Source organism: Kitasatospora sp. NPDC059462 (assembly GCF_042749955.1).
GTDB lineage: Bacteria > Actinomycetota > Actinomycetes > Streptomycetales > Streptomycetaceae > Kitasatospora.
Map to the genome: position 1 here is coordinate 1 of NZ_JBHYUU010000181.1, position 15909 is coordinate 15909.

General features: G+C 74.2%; 19 protein-coding genes. 5 read left to right on the forward strand and 14 right to left on the reverse strand.

Translation table 11 applies throughout. The features are described 5' to 3' along the window. Positions 1–91: 91 nt before the first annotated feature. Positions 92–1774: an HtaA domain-containing protein gene (locus tag ACFXAM_RS31630; protein ID WP_380296446.1), complete on the reverse strand. Its 1683-nt coding sequence runs from the start codon at positions 1772–1774 to the stop codon at positions 92–94. Positions 1775–1818: 44 nt separating this feature from the next. Continuing rightward, a complete protein-coding gene (locus tag ACFXAM_RS31635) occupies positions 1819–3378 on the reverse strand; it encodes an HtaA domain-containing protein (protein ID WP_380296447.1) in 1560 nt (519 codons plus the stop codon). A 162-nt stretch (positions 3379–3540) separates the two neighbouring features. On the opposite strand from ACFXAM_RS31635, the gene ACFXAM_RS31640 reads away from it, so the two are divergent. From ACFXAM_RS31640 to ACFXAM_RS31650, 3 genes are read left to right on the forward strand one after another with little or no spacing between them, the layout of a single operon-like run. Continuing rightward, entirely contained in the window at positions 3541–4566 is a 1026-nt protein-coding gene (locus tag ACFXAM_RS31640) for a hemin ABC transporter substrate-binding protein (protein WP_380296449.1), read from the forward strand. After that, positions 4563–5633: a FecCD family ABC transporter permease gene (locus tag ACFXAM_RS31645; protein ID WP_380296450.1), complete on the forward strand. Its 1071-nt coding sequence runs from the start codon at positions 4563–4565 to the stop codon at positions 5631–5633. The genes ACFXAM_RS31640 and ACFXAM_RS31645 overlap by 4 nt, the downstream gene beginning before the upstream one ends. Beyond that, entirely contained in the window at positions 5630–6457 is an 828-nt protein-coding gene (locus ACFXAM_RS31650) for a heme ABC transporter ATP-binding protein (protein ID WP_380296452.1), read from the forward strand. Before ACFXAM_RS31645 ends, ACFXAM_RS31650 begins: the two co-directional genes overlap by 4 nt. 1 nt (position 6458) lies before the next feature. Here ACFXAM_RS31650 and ACFXAM_RS31655 read toward each other — a convergent pair whose 3' ends face one another. From ACFXAM_RS31655 to ACFXAM_RS31665, 3 genes are all read right to left on the reverse strand, one after another. Next, complete coding sequence (locus tag ACFXAM_RS31655; RefSeq protein WP_380296454.1) at positions 6459–6674, reverse strand: dodecin; 216 nt, start codon at positions 6672–6674, stop codon at positions 6459–6461. Positions 6675–6799: 125 nt separating this feature from the next. Then, complete coding sequence (locus tag ACFXAM_RS31660; RefSeq protein ID WP_380296456.1) at positions 6800–7759, reverse strand: asparaginase; 960 nt, start codon at positions 7757–7759, stop codon at positions 6800–6802. Positions 7760–7838: 79 nt separating this feature from the next. Further along, positions 7839–8429, reverse strand: coding sequence for an ABC transporter substrate-binding protein (locus tag ACFXAM_RS31665; RefSeq protein ID WP_380296458.1), 591 nt, complete (start codon positions 8427–8429; stop codon positions 7839–7841). A 520-nt stretch (positions 8430–8949) separates the two neighbouring features. On the opposite strand from ACFXAM_RS31665, the gene dtd reads away from it, so the two are divergent. Beyond that, a complete protein-coding gene (gene dtd / locus ACFXAM_RS31670) occupies positions 8950–9390 on the forward strand; it encodes a D-aminoacyl-tRNA deacylase (protein ID WP_380296459.1) in 441 nt (146 codons plus the stop codon). A gap of 5 nt (positions 9391–9395) precedes the next feature. Here dtd and ACFXAM_RS31675 read toward each other — a convergent pair whose 3' ends face one another. The 3 genes from ACFXAM_RS31675 to ACFXAM_RS31685 all read right to left on the reverse strand — a co-directional run bounded on the left by ACFXAM_RS31675 (position 9396) and on the right by ACFXAM_RS31685 (position 11542). Beyond that, complete coding sequence (locus ACFXAM_RS31675) at positions 9396–10358, reverse strand: YgfZ/GcvT domain-containing protein (protein WP_380296472.1); 963 nt, start codon at positions 10356–10358, stop codon at positions 9396–9398. A gap of 19 nt (positions 10359–10377) precedes the next feature. After that, complete coding sequence (locus tag ACFXAM_RS31680; RefSeq protein ID WP_380296460.1) at positions 10378–10842, reverse strand: Fur family transcriptional regulator; 465 nt, start codon at positions 10840–10842, stop codon at positions 10378–10380. A gap of 97 nt (positions 10843–10939) precedes the next feature. Next, the gene (locus ACFXAM_RS31685) at positions 10940–11542 is read right to left on the reverse strand and encodes an FABP family protein (protein WP_380296462.1); all 603 of its coding nucleotides are present in this window, start codon (positions 11540–11542) and stop codon (positions 10940–10942) included. Between the two features lie 275 nt (positions 11543–11817). On the opposite strand from ACFXAM_RS31685, the gene ACFXAM_RS31690 reads away from it, so the two are divergent. Continuing rightward, entirely contained in the window at positions 11818–12186 is a 369-nt protein-coding gene (locus ACFXAM_RS31690) for a DsrE family protein (RefSeq protein ID WP_380296464.1), read from the forward strand. Here the strand turns inward: ACFXAM_RS31690 and ACFXAM_RS31695 are convergent. From ACFXAM_RS31695 to ACFXAM_RS31720, 6 genes are all read right to left on the reverse strand, one after another. Further along, positions 12180–12452 (reverse strand): DUF3099 domain-containing protein, encoded by a 273-nt coding sequence (locus tag ACFXAM_RS31695; protein WP_380296466.1) that lies wholly within the window; start codon positions 12450–12452, stop codon positions 12180–12182. The two genes, ACFXAM_RS31690 and ACFXAM_RS31695, sit on opposite strands and share 7 nt — an antisense overlap. Positions 12453–12518: 66 nt before the next feature. Then, positions 12519–12809, reverse strand: coding sequence for a DUF1416 domain-containing protein (locus ACFXAM_RS31700; RefSeq protein ID WP_344343425.1), 291 nt, complete (start codon positions 12807–12809; stop codon positions 12519–12521). Positions 12810–12849: 40 nt separating this feature from the next. Further along, on the reverse strand, positions 12850–13683 hold the full coding sequence (locus ACFXAM_RS31705) for a sulfurtransferase (RefSeq protein WP_380296467.1): 834 nt from the start codon (positions 13681–13683) through the stop codon (positions 12850–12852). A gap of 249 nt (positions 13684–13932) precedes the next feature. Beyond that, entirely contained in the window at positions 13933–14013 is an 81-nt protein-coding gene (locus ACFXAM_RS31710; protein ID WP_350517234.1) for an Ms5788A family Cys-rich leader peptide, read from the reverse strand. 244 nt (positions 14014–14257) lie between these two features. Then, positions 14258–14974: a DUF2993 domain-containing protein gene (locus tag ACFXAM_RS31715; protein WP_380296468.1), complete on the reverse strand. Its 717-nt coding sequence runs from the start codon at positions 14972–14974 to the stop codon at positions 14258–14260. Positions 14975–15110: 136 nt separating this feature from the next. Beyond that, a partial coding sequence (locus tag ACFXAM_RS31720; RefSeq protein WP_380296470.1) for a hypothetical protein occupies positions 15111–15909 on the reverse strand: 799 nt, incomplete at its 5' end.

The window sequence follows — 15909 nt, forward strand, 5'->3', positions numbered from 1 at the left end:
CGCTCTGATCGAGCGAGGGCCACCGGATGACGTTGTCCAGCGTGCCGGAGTAGGAAGTCGGATCCGCCGACTTCCTACTCCGCAGCCCGCATTAGGCGCTGGCGGACTTGCGGTGGCGGGCCAGGGCGGTGGCGCCGCCGCCGAGCAGCAGCAGGCCGCCGGCGGTGGCCAGCAGCGGGGCCACCGGGGTGGAGGAGCCGGTGGAGGCCAGCACTCCGGTGCCGCCGATCGTCGCGCCGCCGGTGGTGGTCAGGGAGGCGCCGCCGACGGTCCCGGATCCGGTGCCGGTGCCGGTGGAACCGGTCGTACCGGTGGTGGTGCCGCCCGCCGCACCTTCGCTGCTCGGCTGGGTGGTGGGCAGCTGGGCGTTCTTGTCGAAGGCCAGCGAAACGGTGACCGGGTCGAGGGCGTCGCCCTCCTTGTAGTTGACGAAGGCCGGGACGCCCTCGGCGGTCAGGGTGGCCGGAACCGCATTCAGCGTGACGACACCGTTCACCGGGGTGAGGTTCGCCTTCGACACGTCCAGCTTGGCGATCCGCGCGCCGGACAGCGATGTCGTCTTCCCGTCCAGGGACTTGGCGTTGACGTCGGCCGTCAGGTAAGCGCCGTCCTTGGAGATGCTCAGGCCGAGCTTCGAGAGCGCGGTGTCGAGCTGGTACCCGCCACCGGCGGCCGGGTGGCCGAGGAAGCGCACCGAGCCGGCGAAGCCCGCCGACAGGGTGTGGCTCTTGGTGTTGTAGCTGCCGTTCGCCCCGGCGAAGCGGTAGTCGGCCGCGCCGCCGCCGAACTCGACCTTGCCGTTGGCCACCGGACTCTGCAGGTACTTGCGGAAGCTCTCCTTGACCGACCAGTCCAACGTGCCGTTGACGACCGCGAGTTCACCGTTGCCGCTCGGCGCGGTGGACGGGGTACCGGTGGCGGACGGGGTACCGGTGGCGGACGGGGACGAGGTCGCGGACGGCGAAGCGGTGGCCGTCGGGGTCTGCGTGGCGGACGGCGAAGCGGTGGCGGTGGCCGTGGGCTCGGCGGTCGCGGTGGCCGACGGGGAGGCGGTGGCCGTGGTGGACGGCTCGGCGGTCGGGGTCGGAGTCGCCGTCGCCGTCGCCGTCGGAGTGGCCGTAGGCGTAGCCGTGGCGGTCGGCGTCGCCGTCGGGGACGGGGTGGCCGGGCTCTGCTGGAGCAGCAGCGCCAGCGGGTCCATGTCCGCGCCAGCCTGGTAGAAGCCCGCGAACGCCTTCGCGCCCTCCTCCGTCAGCTTCGCGGCCGTCGGCACGCCCGTCGTGGTGTCCCGGCCGACGGTGAACGTCACCAGCGGCACATCGTCCCGCTTGGTGACCTCCGCCGCGCCCATCGACTCCTTGGAGGCGGTGTCGGCCGTGAGCGTGCCGGCCGTCCCCGACGTGGTGATCTTCAGGTCGCTGAGTGCCACGTCCAGCGCCCCGTGGTGGGCCGTGAAGTGCACGCCGCCGGTGAAGGAGGAGCTGAGCGCGTGGGTGGTGAGGTCGTACTTGGCGCTCACCAGGCCGAAGTGGAAGGTTCCGTCGGCGTTGCGGGTCGCGCCGCCGGTCAGCTCGATCGCGCCGCCCTGGGAGGCCGGGCTCTCGATGTAGTTGCGGAAGCTGGCCTTCACTCCCCAGTCCAGCGCGCCGGTGTCGTACGTGACGCTGCTCGGCGCGCCGGCGCCGAAGGCCAGGGCCGGGGCGCCGAAAGCGGTCAGGCCGAGGCCGGCGGTGACGGCGGCCAGGGCGGCCAGCCGGGTGCGGTTGCGGGACATGGGGGAACTCCGATCGATGAACGGGGGAAGGAGGTGGGGAGGGGTCAGGCCCGACGACGGCGGACGAGGAACAGCCCACCGGCCGCGGCCAGCGCGACGGCGAGCAGGCCGCCGGCCACCACGGCCGTCGTCGGCACACCGTCCGAGCCCCCGCCGTCGACCGTGGCCGCGACCGGCGTGGCGGACGGGCTCGGCGCGACGGCCGGGGCACTGCCGATGTCCGGCAGCGGCGGGAGGGCGGCGGCCGGGTCGAGGGCGACGGCGAAGCTCAGCGGGTCCATCGCGGTGCCCGCCGGGTACAGGCCGCCGAAAGCCCTGCCACCCGGCTCGGTGAGCGTGAGCGGAAGCTCGACGGCCTTCAGCAGTCCGCCCTCGGCCTTGAGCCCGGCCGGGTCGAAGGTCGCCAGCTCCACGCCGGTGAGCTGCTGCGCGGCGCCGTCCGGGGTGCGACCGGAGACGTCGGCGCGCAGCACACCCTTGCCGTCCGCGACGGTGACGCCCGGGTTGGCCACGGTGAGGTCCAGGCCGTAGCCGTCACCGCTCTTCAGGCCGGTGAAGCGGACGCTGCCGGAGAAGGCCGCCGTCACCGCGCCGCTCGCCGGGTCGTAGCTGCCCTTGGCGGGCGTCCAGCGGAAGAACGCGCCGCCGTCCGCCGCGCCGCCGGACGGTTCCCAGCGGCCCTGGGCGATCGCACCGGTGACGTAGTCGCGGAAGGTCCGGCGCACGCCCCAGTCGAGCGCGCCGTTGCCGAACTCGGTGACGGCGGCGGCCGGAGCACTCGTCGGAGCCGGGGTGTCGGTCGGGGCCGGGGTGTCGGTCGGGGTCGCGGGAGCGGTCGGAGCGGTCGGAGCAGCCGGGGCGGCCGGCGACGGGGCGGCGCTCGGCGTCGCGGTCGGCGCGGCGGTCGGCGCGGCGGTCGGCGCGGCGGCGGGGGCCGCCGGGGTGGTCGGCGCGGCCTGGGTCGGCTGCGAAGCCGGGAGGTTGACCGACAGGCTGACCGGGTCGAGCGCCGTCCCGGCCGGGTAGAACCCGGCGAACGCCTTGGCCCCCGCGTCCGTCAGCGTCGCCGGGACGTTGCTGAGCGTCAGGGTCCCGGCCGCGCCGCGCAGGTCGACGCCGGACAGCGAGAGGTCCGCCAGTTTGGCCTGGCTCGCGCTGCTGACCTGCCCGGTCTCCCGGGACTTGCTGGTGACGTCCGCGTAGAGCCCGGCCGCGCCGCCCGCGGCGGCCCGGAAGGTGAGCTTCCCGATGCTCAGGTCCAGCGCGTTGGCGCCGTCCTCCTGGTGCCCGGTGAACCGGACGCCGCCGGAGAACGCGACGCTCAGCGCGCCGCTCGCCGGGTCGTAGGTGCCGGCGGCGGAGTGGAACCGGAAGCCGCTGCCGGCGACCGTGGCCGCGCCGCCGGTGAGCGACCAACTCCCCTTGGCGATGGGCCCGGTGACGTACGTCAGGAAGGACTGCTTGATCCCCCAGTCGAGCCGCCCGCCGGACACCCTCCCCTCGGCCGCCACCGCCCGGCCGGGCAGCAGGGCGACCGTCAACAGGGCCGCCAGGACGGCCACCAGGACGGCGGCCGGACGGCGGAGCCGATGGGGCAGAGGCACGCGGATCACTCCTCGGCGCGACAGGGGAAAGCGGGGTCGGCACACGACCGACCCCCTTGCGAGATTTAGGTAAGGCTAACCTAATATATGAGTCAAGAGCCCCGCCGGGCACCCCCGCACCCCACTCACCGGCGGCGACAACTCCCGACGAAGGGAACGACGTTGAGCAGCAGTACCACCCGACATCGGGCCGCCCGCGGCCCCGCGATCCTGCTGCTGCTCCTCGGTCTGCTGCTCGCCCTGACCGCCTGCGGCTCCGTCACCGGCACCACCGGCGAGGCCACCGGGACCGGCTCGCGCGCCCCGGACGCCGTCGAACCGCTGCCCGACGCCCCGGCCCCCCAGCTGCCCGCCACCGCGGCCTCCGCCGACGGCCGGACGGTCACCGTCACCAGCGCCGAGCGGATCATCCCGCTCAACGGCAGCCTGGCCGAGATCGTCTTCAGCCTCGGCCTCGGCCCCGGGGTGGTCGCCCGGGACGTCTCCACCACCTTCGAGCAGGCCGCCGCCCTGCCCGTGATCACCCAGGCCCACGACGTCTCCGCCGAGGGCGTGCTCTCCCTGCACCCCACCGTCGTGCTCGCCGACCGCTCCACCGGCCCGGCCGAGGCGATCGCCCAGATCCGCGCGGCGGGCGTCCCGCTGCTCGTCCTGGACGACGCCAAGCGGCTGGAGGACGTCGGCCCGCGCATCGACACCGTCGCCGCCGCCCTCGGAGTCCCCGACGCCGGACGGCAGCTGAAGGAGCGCACCGAGCAGCGGATCGCCGAGGCCAGGGCCGCGCTGCCCGCCGTCGAGCGCCGCCCCAAGGTCGCCTTCCTCTACCTGCGCGGCAGCGCCTCGGTCTACCTGCTCGGCGGCCCGGCCTCCGGCGCCGGCTCGCTGATCGAGGCGGTCGGCGGCGAGGACGCCGGCACCGCCGCCGGGCTCGGCGGCGACTTCACCCCGCTCACCAGCGAGGCCCTGGTCAAGGCCGCCCCCGACGCGATCCTGGTGATGAGCAAGGGACTCGACTCCGTCGGCGGCGTCGACGGCCTGCTCAAGCTGCCCGGCGTCGCCCAGACCCCGGCCGGGCTCGACCGCCGGATCGTCTCCGTCGAGGACGGCCAGTTGCTCAGCTACGGCCCGCGCACCCCGCAGGTGATCGACGAGATCGCCGAACAGCTCTACCCGAGGACCGCCCGGTGACCGCCGCCGTCACCGGCAAGAGCCTCCCCGTGGCCGGCCGCACCAGCCGCACCACCCTGCTGACCGTCGGCCTCGCCGCCGCCCTGCTGCTCTTCGCCCTGCTCGCGGCCGGCACCGGCGCCTACCGCATCCCGCTCGGCGACATCCTCGCCTCGGTCGCCCACCGGATCGGCCTCGGCGGCCAGGCGCTCGACCGCGTCCCCGAGTCGGTGCTCTGGAACGTCCGGCTCCCCCGGGTGGTGCTGGCCCTGCTGGTCGGCGCCTCGCTCGGGTGCGCCGGCGCGCTGATGCAGGGCGTGTTCGGCAACCCGCTCGCCGAACCGGCCGTCATCGGCGTCTCCTCCGGCGGCGCGGTCGGCGCGGTCGGCTGCATCGTGCTCGGCCTGGACGCGTTCGGCACCTGGACGGTGACCGTCGCCGCCTTCGCCACCGGCCTGCTGACGGTCTTCGCCGTCTACGCGATGTCCCGCTCCGGCGGCCGGACCGAGGTGGTCACGCTGATCCTCACCGGTGTCGCGGTGAACGCCTTCTGCGGCGCGCTGATCGGCCTGTTCCTGTTCACCGCCGACTCCGCGGCGATCAGCCAGGTCACCTTCTGGCAGCTCGGCTCGCTCGCCCAGGCCACCTGGGGCAAGGTGCTCGCCGTCCTGCCGTTCGCGCTCGTCGGCCTCGCCGTCGCACCCCGCTGGGCCCGCTCGCTGGACCTCCTGGCGCTCGGCGAACGGCCCGCCCGCCACCTCGGCGTGGACGTCGAGCGGATGCGGCTGGTGCTGATCACCGTGGTCGCCCTGCTCACCGCCGCCGCCGTCGCGGTCAGCGGCATCATCGGCTTCGTCGGCCTGGTCGTCCCGCACCTGCTGCGGATGGTCGCCGGCCCCGGCCACCGCTTCCTGCTGCCCGCCTCCGCGCTCGGCGGCGCGCTCGTCCTGGTCGCCGCTGACCTCGCCGCGCGCACCCTGGCCGAACCGGCCGAGCTCCCGCTCGGGGTGCTCACCGCGCTGATCGGCAGCCCGTTCTTCTTCTGGCTGCTGCGCCGCACCAGGACCAAGCAGGGAGGCTGGGCATGAGGCTCCGTACGCTGCGCGGCCGCCCCGAGGTGCCCGGCCGGCCCGCCCCGGGCACCGAACTGCTCACCGCCGAGGCCGTCCGGCTGACCGTCGGCGGGCGCGACCTGCTGGCCGGCGCGGACGTCCGGGTCACCGCCGGCGAGGTGGTCGCCCTGCTCGGGCCGAACGGCGCCGGCAAGTCCACCCTGCTGTCCGTGCTGGCCGGCGACCTGGTGCCGACGGCCGGCGAGGTCCGGCTGGACGGCCGCCCGCTGGCCGGCTACCGGCCCGCCGACCTCGCCCGGCGCCGCGCGCTGCTGCCGCAGGCGGCCGCGCTGTCCTTCCCGTTCCCCGCCGACGAGGTGGTCCGGATGGGCCGCGCGCCCTGGGCCGGGACGGCGGCCGCCGCCGAGGACGAGCGGGTGATCGCCGAGGCGATGGCCGCGACCGAGGCCGCCGCCTTCGCCGGGCGCCCGTTCACCGCCCTCTCCGGCGGCGAACGGGCCCGGGTGGCCCTGGCCCGGGTGCTCGCCCAGCGCACCGCCCTGCTGCTGCTCGACGAACCCACCGCCGCGCTCGACCTGCGCCACCAGGAACTGGTGCTGCGGCTGGCCCGGGCCCGGGCCGCCGCCGGGGACGGCGTGGTCGTCGTCCTGCACGACCTGTCGCTCGCGGCGGCCTACGCGGACCGGGTGGTGCTGCTGACCGGCGGCGCGACGGTCGCCGACGGGCCGGTGGCCGACGTGCTGCGCGCGCCGCTGCTCAGCGAGGTGTACGGGCACCCGGTCGAGGTGCTGCCGCATCCGCGCACGGGACTGCCGCTAGTGCTGCCGGAGCGCGGGTGACTCAGCCCTCGTCGTCCAGCCGGAAGCCGACCTTCATGCACACCTGGTAGTGCTCGATCCGGCCCTCGGCGAGGTGGCCCCGGATCTGCGAGACCTCGAACCAGTCGAGGTGGCGCAGCGTCCGGGAGGCCCGCTCGATGCCGTTGCGGATCGCGGCGTCGATGCTCTCGGTCGAGGACCCGACGATCTCGGTCACCCGGTACACGTGCTCGCTCATGGCGGACTCCTCAGCTCTGCGACGGCCCCCGGTCCACCGTGCACCGGGGGCCGCCGCTCCGCATTCGGAAGGAGTCGGAAGGAGGCGAAGGGAGTCGCAGGGGGTCGGAGGGGGTCGCCGGGCGGCTAGAACGCCGCGCGGACCTCGCCGACCCGCACGCCGCCGCCGAACAGCGGCGAGGCGGCGATCCGCTCCAGCGTCGCGTCCCCGGTGCTCACCCCGAGGCGGCGCAGCGCGGCGGCCAGCACCGGGCCGCGGGCCCGCTCGGCGCCGTCGTCGATCTTGAAGGCGAGCGCCCGCCCGTCCGGCAGGGCCACCATCTGGACGGCCTCCGCGCCCATCTTGGCCAGCGCGCCGGGCACCGCCCGCATCAGCCGGGTGTCGGCCCGGCGGGTGCCGGCCACGTACTCGGGGTGCGCCCGCATCGCGTCGGCGACCCGGCGCTGCGGGGTGCCGGGCTCGGCCAGCACCAGGGCGCGGTAGGCGCGGGCCAGGCCGGTCAGGCCGACGGCCAGCAGCGGTGCGCCGCAGCCGTCCACCCCGGCGTGCGCGGCGGGGCCGCCGACGGCCTCCTCCAGGGCCTCGCGGGCCAGCCGCTGGATCGGGTGCTCCGGGTCGAGGTAGCTGTCGGTGGGCCAGCCGTTGGCCACCGAGGCGGCCAGCCAGCCGGCGTGCTTGCCGGAGCAGTCCATCAGGATCGGCAAGCGGTCGCCGCCCCAGCGCAGGTGCAGTTCCGCCTCCAGGTCGTCGAGGGGGAGGTCGGCCGGGGTGCGCAGGGCGGACTCGTCCAGCCCCGCACCGGCGAGGATCCGTCGCACGCCGTCAAGGTGAAACGATTCCGCAGAGTGGCTGGAGGCCGCCAGCGCCAGCAGCTCCCCCTCGATCGCCAGCCCGGCCCGCAGCGTGGCCACGGCCTGGAAGGGCTTGGCGCAGGAGCGCGGGAAGACCGGCGCGTCCGGCGCGCCCAGCGCGAAGTCGACCGAGCCGTCGGCGGCCAGCAGCACCAGCGAGCCGTGGTGCCGGCCCTCGACGAAACCCGAGCGGACGACTTCGGCGAGCACGGGCAGGGCGGCGGAATTGGACATGGCGAAAGCCTTCCGGAGGTGAGGGTGAACCGGGGGGCGAGCCGGGCCCGTCCCCCGCCCCCGGCGGCCCTCGCACCTGTCAGAGCGGGCCGCCTGCGAGCAGGTCGTCGACCCGTGCTTCCCCATCACGGTACCTGCGGGTGATTTCGGCGTTGCAGCCGTCCGCCGTCCGCAGCAGCCGCTGCCGCCGGCCGGACACCTCCCGCTCGTGCGCCCGCAGCCGCTCCAGCGCCGCCAGCAGTTCCTCGGCCGGGTGCGCGGCGAGGTCGGCCAGCTGGACGTCGCCCATCAACGCGTCCGCCTCCAGCTGGGACTGCTGCCCGCGCGGCGGCCCCAGCGTGACGTGCCGGGCCGAGCGGCGGACGCTGGACGGCGCGTCCGTCAGGATGGCCGGCAGCCGCTCCAGCAGGGCCGCGCCGGCCGGCTCCGCCGCGTCCGCCGGCCGGGCCGCCCCGGCACCGGGCCGGCGGTCCAGCTCGGCCAGCAGGATGTCCATCCGGCCGTGCAGCAGCCTCCGCAGGTAGGAGAGGTCGGCCTCCTGCTCCAGGGTCTCCCGGCGCAGCGTCCGCAGTTGGTCCAGGCCCAAGCGTCCGAGGTCCGGCTCGGGGCCGGCCCCGGGCCCCTCGGGCAGCCGCCCGTGCCGGTCCTGCGCCGTGCTGATCGCGTCCATCAACCAACCACCTGCCGTCGTCCCGATCCCACCCGCTCGCGGCGCCCCGTCGCCTGCCGCCGGTCCGGCCCGTCAACCGCCGCCCGCGCCGACGGCGCGTTCCCGTCCGGAGGCACGCCCGGACGCCTGCGAAGGTTCCCGCCCCCGGCCGTGGCCACCCACCGGGGCGACACGGCCAGAACGCCTGACCTACCGGCTCGGCCGCCCGGCCGAACCGGGCCCGGCGCGGCGGACCTCGGCGCCCCGGACCTCGGACGCGCCGGCCGGCCCCGCCTGGTGCGGCGGAGCGGCGGACCCGTCCTCGTACGGTCCCCCAGCGTGCCACCCCGCCCGGCGCCGCCGCACCGCCCGTGCACCCGAACGGCCCCCTGGCGAAGAGGGGTGGCTGATACGACCGAAGCTTTTCGCAGGGAGAACGCCGCCATGGTGCGCGCAGGCGCACGCTACCCGGCGCGCACCCCTGCCCGGAGCGCCCCCGGGGGCGTGCTCACGCCCCCACCGGCTCCGGCAGAATGGCCGCATGCGAGCAGTGGTGCAGCGAGTGACCGAGGCCAGGGTGACGGTGGACGGCGAGACCGTCGGCGCGATCGAGGAGCCCGGGCTCTGCGTCCTGATCGGCGCCACCCACGACGACACCCCCGCCAAGGCGGCCCAGCTGGCCCGCAAGCTGTGGACGCTGCGGCTGCTGCCGGCGGGCAGCGACGGGGTCGAACGGTCCTGCTCGGACATCGGCGCGCCGCTGCTGGTGATCAGCCAGTTCACGCTCTACGGCGACGCCCGCAAGGGCCGCCGCCCCACCTGGAACGCCGCCGCGCCCGGGCCGGTCGCCGAGCCGCTGGTGGACGAGGTGGTCGCCCAGCTGCGCGCGCTCGGCGCCGAGGTCGGGACCGGCCGCTTCGGCGCCGACATGAAGGTCGCCCTGGTGAACGACGGCCCGTTCACCGTCATCGTCGAGGTCTGACTCCCCTACTGGGGAACGATCACGTCCTGCGTCCCCGGCACCGTGCCGGCCAGCAGCACCGCGTCCACCGGGACGTTGCGCTTCACGATGGCCAGCGCGATCGGCCCCAGCTCGTGGTGGCGCGCCGAGGAGGTGACGAAGCCGAGCGCCCGCCCCTGCGGGTCGGAGGCGAGCCGCACCTCCGTCCCGTGCGGGGGCAGCACCTCCTCGGTGCCGTCCAGGTGCAGGAAGACCAGCCGGCGCGGGGGCCGTCCCAGGTTGTGCACCCGGGCCACCGTCTCCTGCCCCCGGTAGCAGCCCTTCTGCAGGTGGACGGCGGTGTTCAGCCAGTCCACCTCGTGCGGGATGGTGCGGTGGTCGGTCTCGAAGCCGAGCCGCGGCCGGTGGCCCTCGATCCGCAGCGCCTCGTACGCCCAGACGCCGGCCGCCGGGCCGTAGCCCGCGGTCCGCTCCGCCAGCTCGGCGCGCGGCAGGAAGAGGTCCCGCCCGTAGGACAGTTCGCGGACGGCGACGGCGCCCTCGGCGGAGGCCGTGGAGCCGGCCGGCAGGTGGACCACCGCGTGGTCGGCGGTCGCGTCGGCCACCTCGACCCGGTACATGAACTTCATGCTCTCCAGGTAGCCGACCAGCGCCTCCTGGGTGCCCGGCTCGACGTGCGCCCAGGTGGTGGTGCCGTCGTCGACCAGGTAGAGGGCGTGCTCGACGTGCCCGTTGGCGGTGAGCACCAGCGCGTCGGTGGCCTGCTGCGGCGGCAGCGCGCTGACGTGCTGGGTGATCAGCAGGTGGAGCCAGCTCAGCCGGTCCGCGCCGGTGACGGTGATCACGCCGCGGTGCGAGAGGTCCACGAAGCCGGTCCCCCGGGAGAGGTTCCGTTGCTCGCGGAAGAGGTCGCCGTAGTGGGCGGCGACGCCCTCGTCGGTCCCCTCGGCGGGGACGGCTCCGGGCAGGGCAAGCAGCGGACTCTTCAGACCGGTCATACCGGCAAGCTTACGACCGCCCCGCGGCGCGCTCGGCGGTGCAGTCGGAGCAGCGGCCGAAGATGGCGAAATGCTTGAGGTCGGTGTCGAAGCCGTGCTGGTCGCGGAGGCTGTCGATCAGCGGCTGGGCGATCTCGGTACCGGTCTCGGTGACCTTCTCGCAGTCCCGGCAGACCAGGTGCAGATGGTGGTGGCGGCCGGCCAGGTGGTAGGTCGGGGCGCCGTGCCCGAGGTGGGCGTGCGAGACCAGGCCCAGCTCCTCCAGCAGCTCCAGGGTCCGGTAGACGGTGGAGATGTTGACGCCGCTGGCGGTCTGCCGGACGTGGCAGAGGATGTCGTCCGGGGTGGCGTGGTCGAGCGCGTCGACCGCCTCCAGCACGAGCTGCCGCTGCGGGGTGAGCCGGTACCCGCGCTCGCGCAGGTCGGCCTTCCAGTCGCCGGAGAGCTGCCAGTCGGTGGTGCCGGTGTCCGCCACGGTCCTGTCCCTGCCAAACGTCGGGGGTCCTGGAGCAAGTGTAGGGACCGGCCCCGGGCCGGTCCCTACCGTGTGCGCGACTCGCGGGCGGGCACGCCTACTTGAAGAAGGCGATGCCGTCGTCCGGCAGGTCGTTGATGTCCTTGATCAGCTGGGCCGGCGAGAGCACCTTCTTCAGCTGGGCGGACATGTACGGGCGCAGCGGCACGTTCGGGGCGGCCTTCTCGCCCACCCAGAGCAGCTCCTCGTTGACGAAGCCGTAGAGCCGCTTGCCGCCCGAGTACTCCGGGGAGCCCTCGATCCGGGCCACCGCGTCGGTGGAGACGTCGATCTGGGGCTTGCCGTCGGCCAGCTCGCCGTACCAGATCTCCACCGTGCCGTCGTCACGGACGGACGAGATCTCGACCCCGCGGGCGCCGCTGGTGCCGTGCTGGTTGCTGGTGATCCGCCAGAAGGCGTGCTCGTTCTCCAGCGGGCGGACCTTCTCGCCCTCGCTGTTCAGCACCCAGGTGCGGGAGCGGAACTCCAGGAAGGGCCGTCCGTCGTGGCGGATGACGATCTCCTGGCCGAAGTTGCACTTCTCGGCGCCGGGGCCCCCCTCACCCGGCAGAGGGGCGTAGACGCCCGCGCCCTCCCAGGTGCCGAGGAGGAAGGCGAGCGGGACGACGTCCTTGTGGAGGTCAGAGGGGATCTCGATCATGTTCCTGGTCGCTGTCGTCGGTGCGGGAGTACTTCAACCGTACGGCAGTGGCGCTCAGCGCTGGCCCTGGTAGAGCTTCATCACCGAGAAGATGGCGAACCAGGTGATCAGCACGGCCATGAGGGCCAGCAGACCGTCGAAGAAGATTTCCAGACCGGACACGGGGGGCTCCCATTGCGGCGACAGTGTGGTGGATTTTGCTGCCGCTCACTCTATCCGGCGGGTGGGGGAGGGTCTCGGTGAGCCCCACCACGTCGGCGATCTAGGGTGTCGGCATGGCCCAGAAGAAGAAGCTCGTCATCAAGGTGACCGCCGGGGCTGACGCCCCCGAGCGGTGCTCGCAGGCGTTCACGGTGGCGGCGGTGGCCGTCGCCAGCGGCATCGAGGTCTCGCTCTGGCTGACCGGCGAGTCGGCCTGGTTCGCCCTGCCCGGGCGGGCGGCGGAGTTCGAGCTGCCGCACGCGGCGCCGCTGCCGGACCTGCTGGAGTCGGTGCTGGCCGGCGGCACGCTCACGCTGTGCACCCAGTGCGCGGCGCGGCGCGGGATCGAGCAGCAGGACACCCTCGAAGGCGTCCGGATCGCGGGCGCGCAGGTCTTCGTCAGCGAGATCATGGCCGACGACGTGCAGGCGCTCGTCTACTGACGGGGTTCGTGGTCGGGGCGGTCCCGGTCGTGGCCGGGGTCGTCCCACTTGGGGTCCTCCCAGCGCGGGTCGTCCCACCAGTCGTCCTCGGGGTCGCGCCGGTTGGCGAACACCGCCGCCGCCGGCGGGATGACCATCGCGACCACGCACAGCGCCACGGCCGCCGGCACGGAGACGAACCGCACCGCTCCCCAGGCCAGCACGAAGAGGCCCAGGCAGACGCCCATCATGGCGTAGTAGTAGCGGCGGCGCCGGCGGGTCTGCACCCTTCCACGGTATGCCCGGGGGCCCCCGCTCGGCAGGGGCCCCCGGTCATGCTGTTCCGTCGCCGGTCAGACGGCGATGGCGACCTCGGTCAGGTTGCCCTGGGAGGCGACCACCTGGCGGTCCACGGTCTGGCCCGGGATGAGCGCGCGCAGGGTCCACTTGCCCGGGCGGGCGAAGAACCGGAACTGGCCGGTCGCCGAGGTGGGCACCTCGGCCGTGAACTCGTTGTTCTCGTCGAGCAGTCGCACGTAGCCGTTGACCGGCTCGCCGTCGCGGGTCACCGAACCCTGGATGATCGTCTCGTTCGCCACGTCAACTCCTGCCAGGTCCGGGCCGCCGGCCTTCGCACCGCACATTGTCTTGTTTCCCTTCTGCCTTACGGGTGGAGCCGGAGGCTCAGTTGCCGAGCTCGATCGGCACGCCGACGAGGCTGCCGTACTCGGTCCAGGAACCGTCGTAGTTCTTCACGTTCTCCTGGCCGAGCAGCTCGTGCAGCACGAACCAGGTCAGCGCGGAGCGCTCGCCGATGCGGCAGTAGGCGATGGTGTCCTTCGCCAGGTCGACGCCCTCGGCCTCGTAGAGGGCCTTGAGCTCGTCGTCGCTCTTGAAGGTGCCGTCGTCGTTGGCGTTCTTGGCCCACGGGATGTTGCGCGCGCTCGGCACGTGGCCGGGGCGCTGCGACTGCTCCTGCGGGAGGTGGGCCGGGGCGAGCAGCTTACCGGAGAACTCGTCGGGCGAGCGGACGTCGACCAGGTTGAGGTTGCCGATGGCGGCGATCACGTCGTCGCGGAAGGCCCGGATCGAGGAGTCGGCGGCCTGCGCCTTGTACGCGGTGGCGGCGCGCTGCGGCACCTCGACGACCAGGTCGCGGGAGTCCAGCTCCCACTTCTTGCGGCCGCCGTCGAGCAGGCGGACGTCGCCGTGGCCGTACAGCTTGAAGTACCAGTAGGCGTAGGAGGCGAACCAGTTGTTGTTGCCGCCGTAGAGGACGACGATGTCGTCGTTGGCGATGCCCTTGGCGCTGAGCAGCGCCTCGAAGCCGGCCTGGTCGATGAAGTCGCGGCGGACCGGGTCCTGGAGGTCGGTCTTCCAGTCGATCCGGACCGCGTTGCGGATGTGGTTCTTCTCGTAGGCGGAGGTGTCCTCGTCGACCTCGACGATGACGACCTTCGGGTCGTCCAGGTGGGCCTGGACCCAGTCGGCGTCGACCAGGACGTCGCTGCGGCTCATGGTGATGTTCTCCATCCGGGGGCGGTTGGCGGAAGGTGCTCGCTGCTTCGGGTGCTGCTGCTCAGCGGTGGTGCTGGTCGCCCGTCGGCCACCGGTCCGAATTCATGTCCGAATAGTGGGACTGACGGCGGTGTACGGCGCGACCGGGCGGTGCGTGGAGAAGTACGGCGGCGAAGCCCGGCCGAGGGGCCGTCGGCGATCGCCGGAAGAAATCGGCGGCGGGGGCAACTGCCCTGCCTGGACGCCGAGTTAACGCATTCGACACAGACAGGCGGCCACGCGGCACAGGTCTACCGCCCGCCGCTTGGTGAGATCCGTCTGTCGCTTCATGCGGACGATGCTAGGGACACCGGACGCCCGCTGTCATCAGCGTATCGAATAGCGAGACCGAATGGCTCGCATCATGGGATTTGACCTGTTCTTGGGCGACCGGAACCGGCCGGAGCCGGGACGGCGGGTGCGCCGGGCCCGGCCCGGCGGCGGGTACGCCACCGCTCCGCGGCCGGTGCTGGACAGCGCGTCTCGCGGAGCGGAACGGGGGAACGGGGGAACGGGGGGAGAGGCGCGGCGGGGGTCAGCCGATCAGCTTGACGTCCTTGCCGTCGAAGCCCAGCCGGAAACCCTCCTCCTGCGGCGTGACCGAGGACAGGTCCAGCCCGGCGGGCAGCTCGGAGAGGGTGAAGCTGATCGGGTCGATGGCCCGGTCGGACACCCCGGCCAGCAGGGAGGCCATCGCGCTCAGCTCGAAGCCGTCCACCGTGACGGTGTTGCCCTGGCTGTGCACCGCGGCCTCGCCGACCGGGAACGGCCCCAACGAGGCCTTGACCTTGCCCGGACCGCCGTAGGAGAGGCTCAGCCGGGTGCCCGTGCCCAGCGAGAGCCGGCCCGCGTTCGGCACCAGCTCCGAGGCCGGCGGCAGCAGCCGGGAGAGGTCCGCGTAGGTGATCAGCCCGGAGCCGCTCCCCCGGTCCACGGTGGCGCTGCTCATGTTCCCGCTCACCTCGACCCCGGACAGCTCGGCCTGGAACGCGTGCAGGGCCACCTTGTCCTTGCCCTCGCCGACGGTCAGCCCGTCCGAGGAGATCCGCACGTCGTCCAGCTTCCGCGAGACGACCTGGGTGAGGAACGGGAAGCCCTCGATCGAGACGTCCGGCTTGCCGCTCATCCGGCCGCTCTTCAGGATCTGCTCGGCCGCCTCGTCCTCGGCGACACCGACCGCGATCCGGTCGGCGCCCACCAGCGCTCCCGAGAGCACCACCACGCCGATCGTCGCCTTCAGCCAGCCGCGCATCGCTCTCCCCCGTCGTCGCCGGTCGCTGTCGCCCGCCCCCGCTCCGGCGGACCGGGCCGTTCCGGTGCGGCCGCTCCCGCACGACCGTACGACGTCCCGCCCCGGAGCATGGTTCCGGGGCGGGACGGCACGGCCGTCAGCCGAGCAGCGCGGTGGCGATCCACACCAGCGGCGCGGCGACCGCGAGCGGCAGCGCCACGCCCGCCGTCATGTGCACGAACCGGGACGGGAAGTCGTACCCGGCCACCCGGCGCCCGATCAGCGCGCCGAGCCCGGCCGCCAGGCCCAGGAACGGCGGAGCGCCGACCGCGAAGCCCAGGCCGACCGCCGCGAGCAGGCCCAGCAGCGGGCCCGACCAGCGCGGGCCGGGCAGCGGCGCGGCGGCCAGCAGGGTCGCCAGCGCGACCGCGCCGACCGCCGCCGGCACCCAGTCGGCCAGCAGCAGCGCGGTGCAGAGCACCGTCACCACGGTGGCGGAGCCGAGCACGGTGAGCGCGTAGAACCGTTCCTTGGGATCGGCGGGCCGGAACGTCTGGAGCACCAGGACCAGCAGGAAGAACCCGCCGAGCGTGCCCACCACGGCGGCCGTGCCACCGTCCTCGTCGGCCAGCAGCACCGAGACGTCGGCCACCACGCCGGACAGCGCCGCCAGCGCGATGCCCTGGCGGGCCGGCCACATGCCGTTCAGCCGGAACCAGCCGGCCGCCGTCAGGCCCTGGAGCAGGACGAGCACCAGCGCGAGCGCCACCTGGCCGAGCGCCGCGCCCCCGGCCAGCAGGGCGGCGGCGGCGGCGGTGATCAGGGCCGGCTGGAGGCCCGGGTCGTTGATCGGCGAACCGGTCCGGACGGGCGGGGCCGCCGGGGACGGAGCCGTGACCGGAGCCGGGCTCTGGGCCGCGGCCGGGGCCGGGGCCGGGAACGGCTGGGTGCCGAGC

What these genes read in the sequence shown, in the direction of transcription:
- ACFXAM_RS31630 (WP_380296446.1), bottom strand. Translation starts at nt 1,774, where the DNA reads ATGTCCCGCAACCGCACCCGGCTGGCCGCCCTGGCCGCCGTCACCGCC.
- ACFXAM_RS31650 (WP_380296452.1), top strand. Translation starts at nt 5,630, where the DNA reads ATGAGGCTCCGTACGCTGCGCGGCCGCCCCGAGGTGCCCGGCCGGCCC.
- ACFXAM_RS31690 (WP_380296464.1), top strand. Translation starts at nt 11,818, where the DNA reads ATGGCCCAGAAGAAGAAGCTCGTCATCAAGGTGACCGCCGGGGCTGAC.
- ACFXAM_RS31705 (WP_380296467.1), bottom strand. Translation starts at nt 13,683, where the DNA reads ATGAGCCGCAGCGACGTCCTGGTCGACGCCGACTGGGTCCAGGCCCAC.
- ACFXAM_RS31660 (WP_380296456.1), bottom strand. Translation starts at nt 7,759, where the DNA reads ATGTCCAATTCCGCCGCCCTGCCCGTGCTCGCCGAAGTCGTCCGCTCG.
- ACFXAM_RS31715 (WP_380296468.1), bottom strand. Translation starts at nt 14,974, where the DNA reads ATGCGCGGCTGGCTGAAGGCGACGATCGGCGTGGTGGTGCTCTCGGGA.
- ACFXAM_RS31665 (WP_380296458.1), bottom strand. Translation starts at nt 8,429, where the DNA reads ATGGACGCGATCAGCACGGCGCAGGACCGGCACGGGCGGCTGCCCGAG.
- dtd (WP_380296459.1), top strand. Translation starts at nt 8,950, where the DNA reads ATGCGAGCAGTGGTGCAGCGAGTGACCGAGGCCAGGGTGACGGTGGAC.
- ACFXAM_RS31700 (WP_344343425.1), bottom strand. Translation starts at nt 12,809, where the DNA reads ATGTGCGGTGCGAAGGCCGGCGGCCCGGACCTGGCAGGAGTTGACGTG.
- ACFXAM_RS31655 (WP_380296454.1), bottom strand. Translation starts at nt 6,674, where the DNA reads ATGAGCGAGCACGTGTACCGGGTGACCGAGATCGTCGGGTCCTCGACC.
- ACFXAM_RS31685 (WP_380296462.1), bottom strand. Translation starts at nt 11,542, where the DNA reads ATGATCGAGATCCCCTCTGACCTCCACAAGGACGTCGTCCCGCTCGCC.
- ACFXAM_RS31710 (WP_350517234.1), bottom strand. Translation starts at nt 14,013, where the DNA reads ATGAAGCGACAGACGGATCTCACCAAGCGGCGGGCGGTAGACCTGTGC.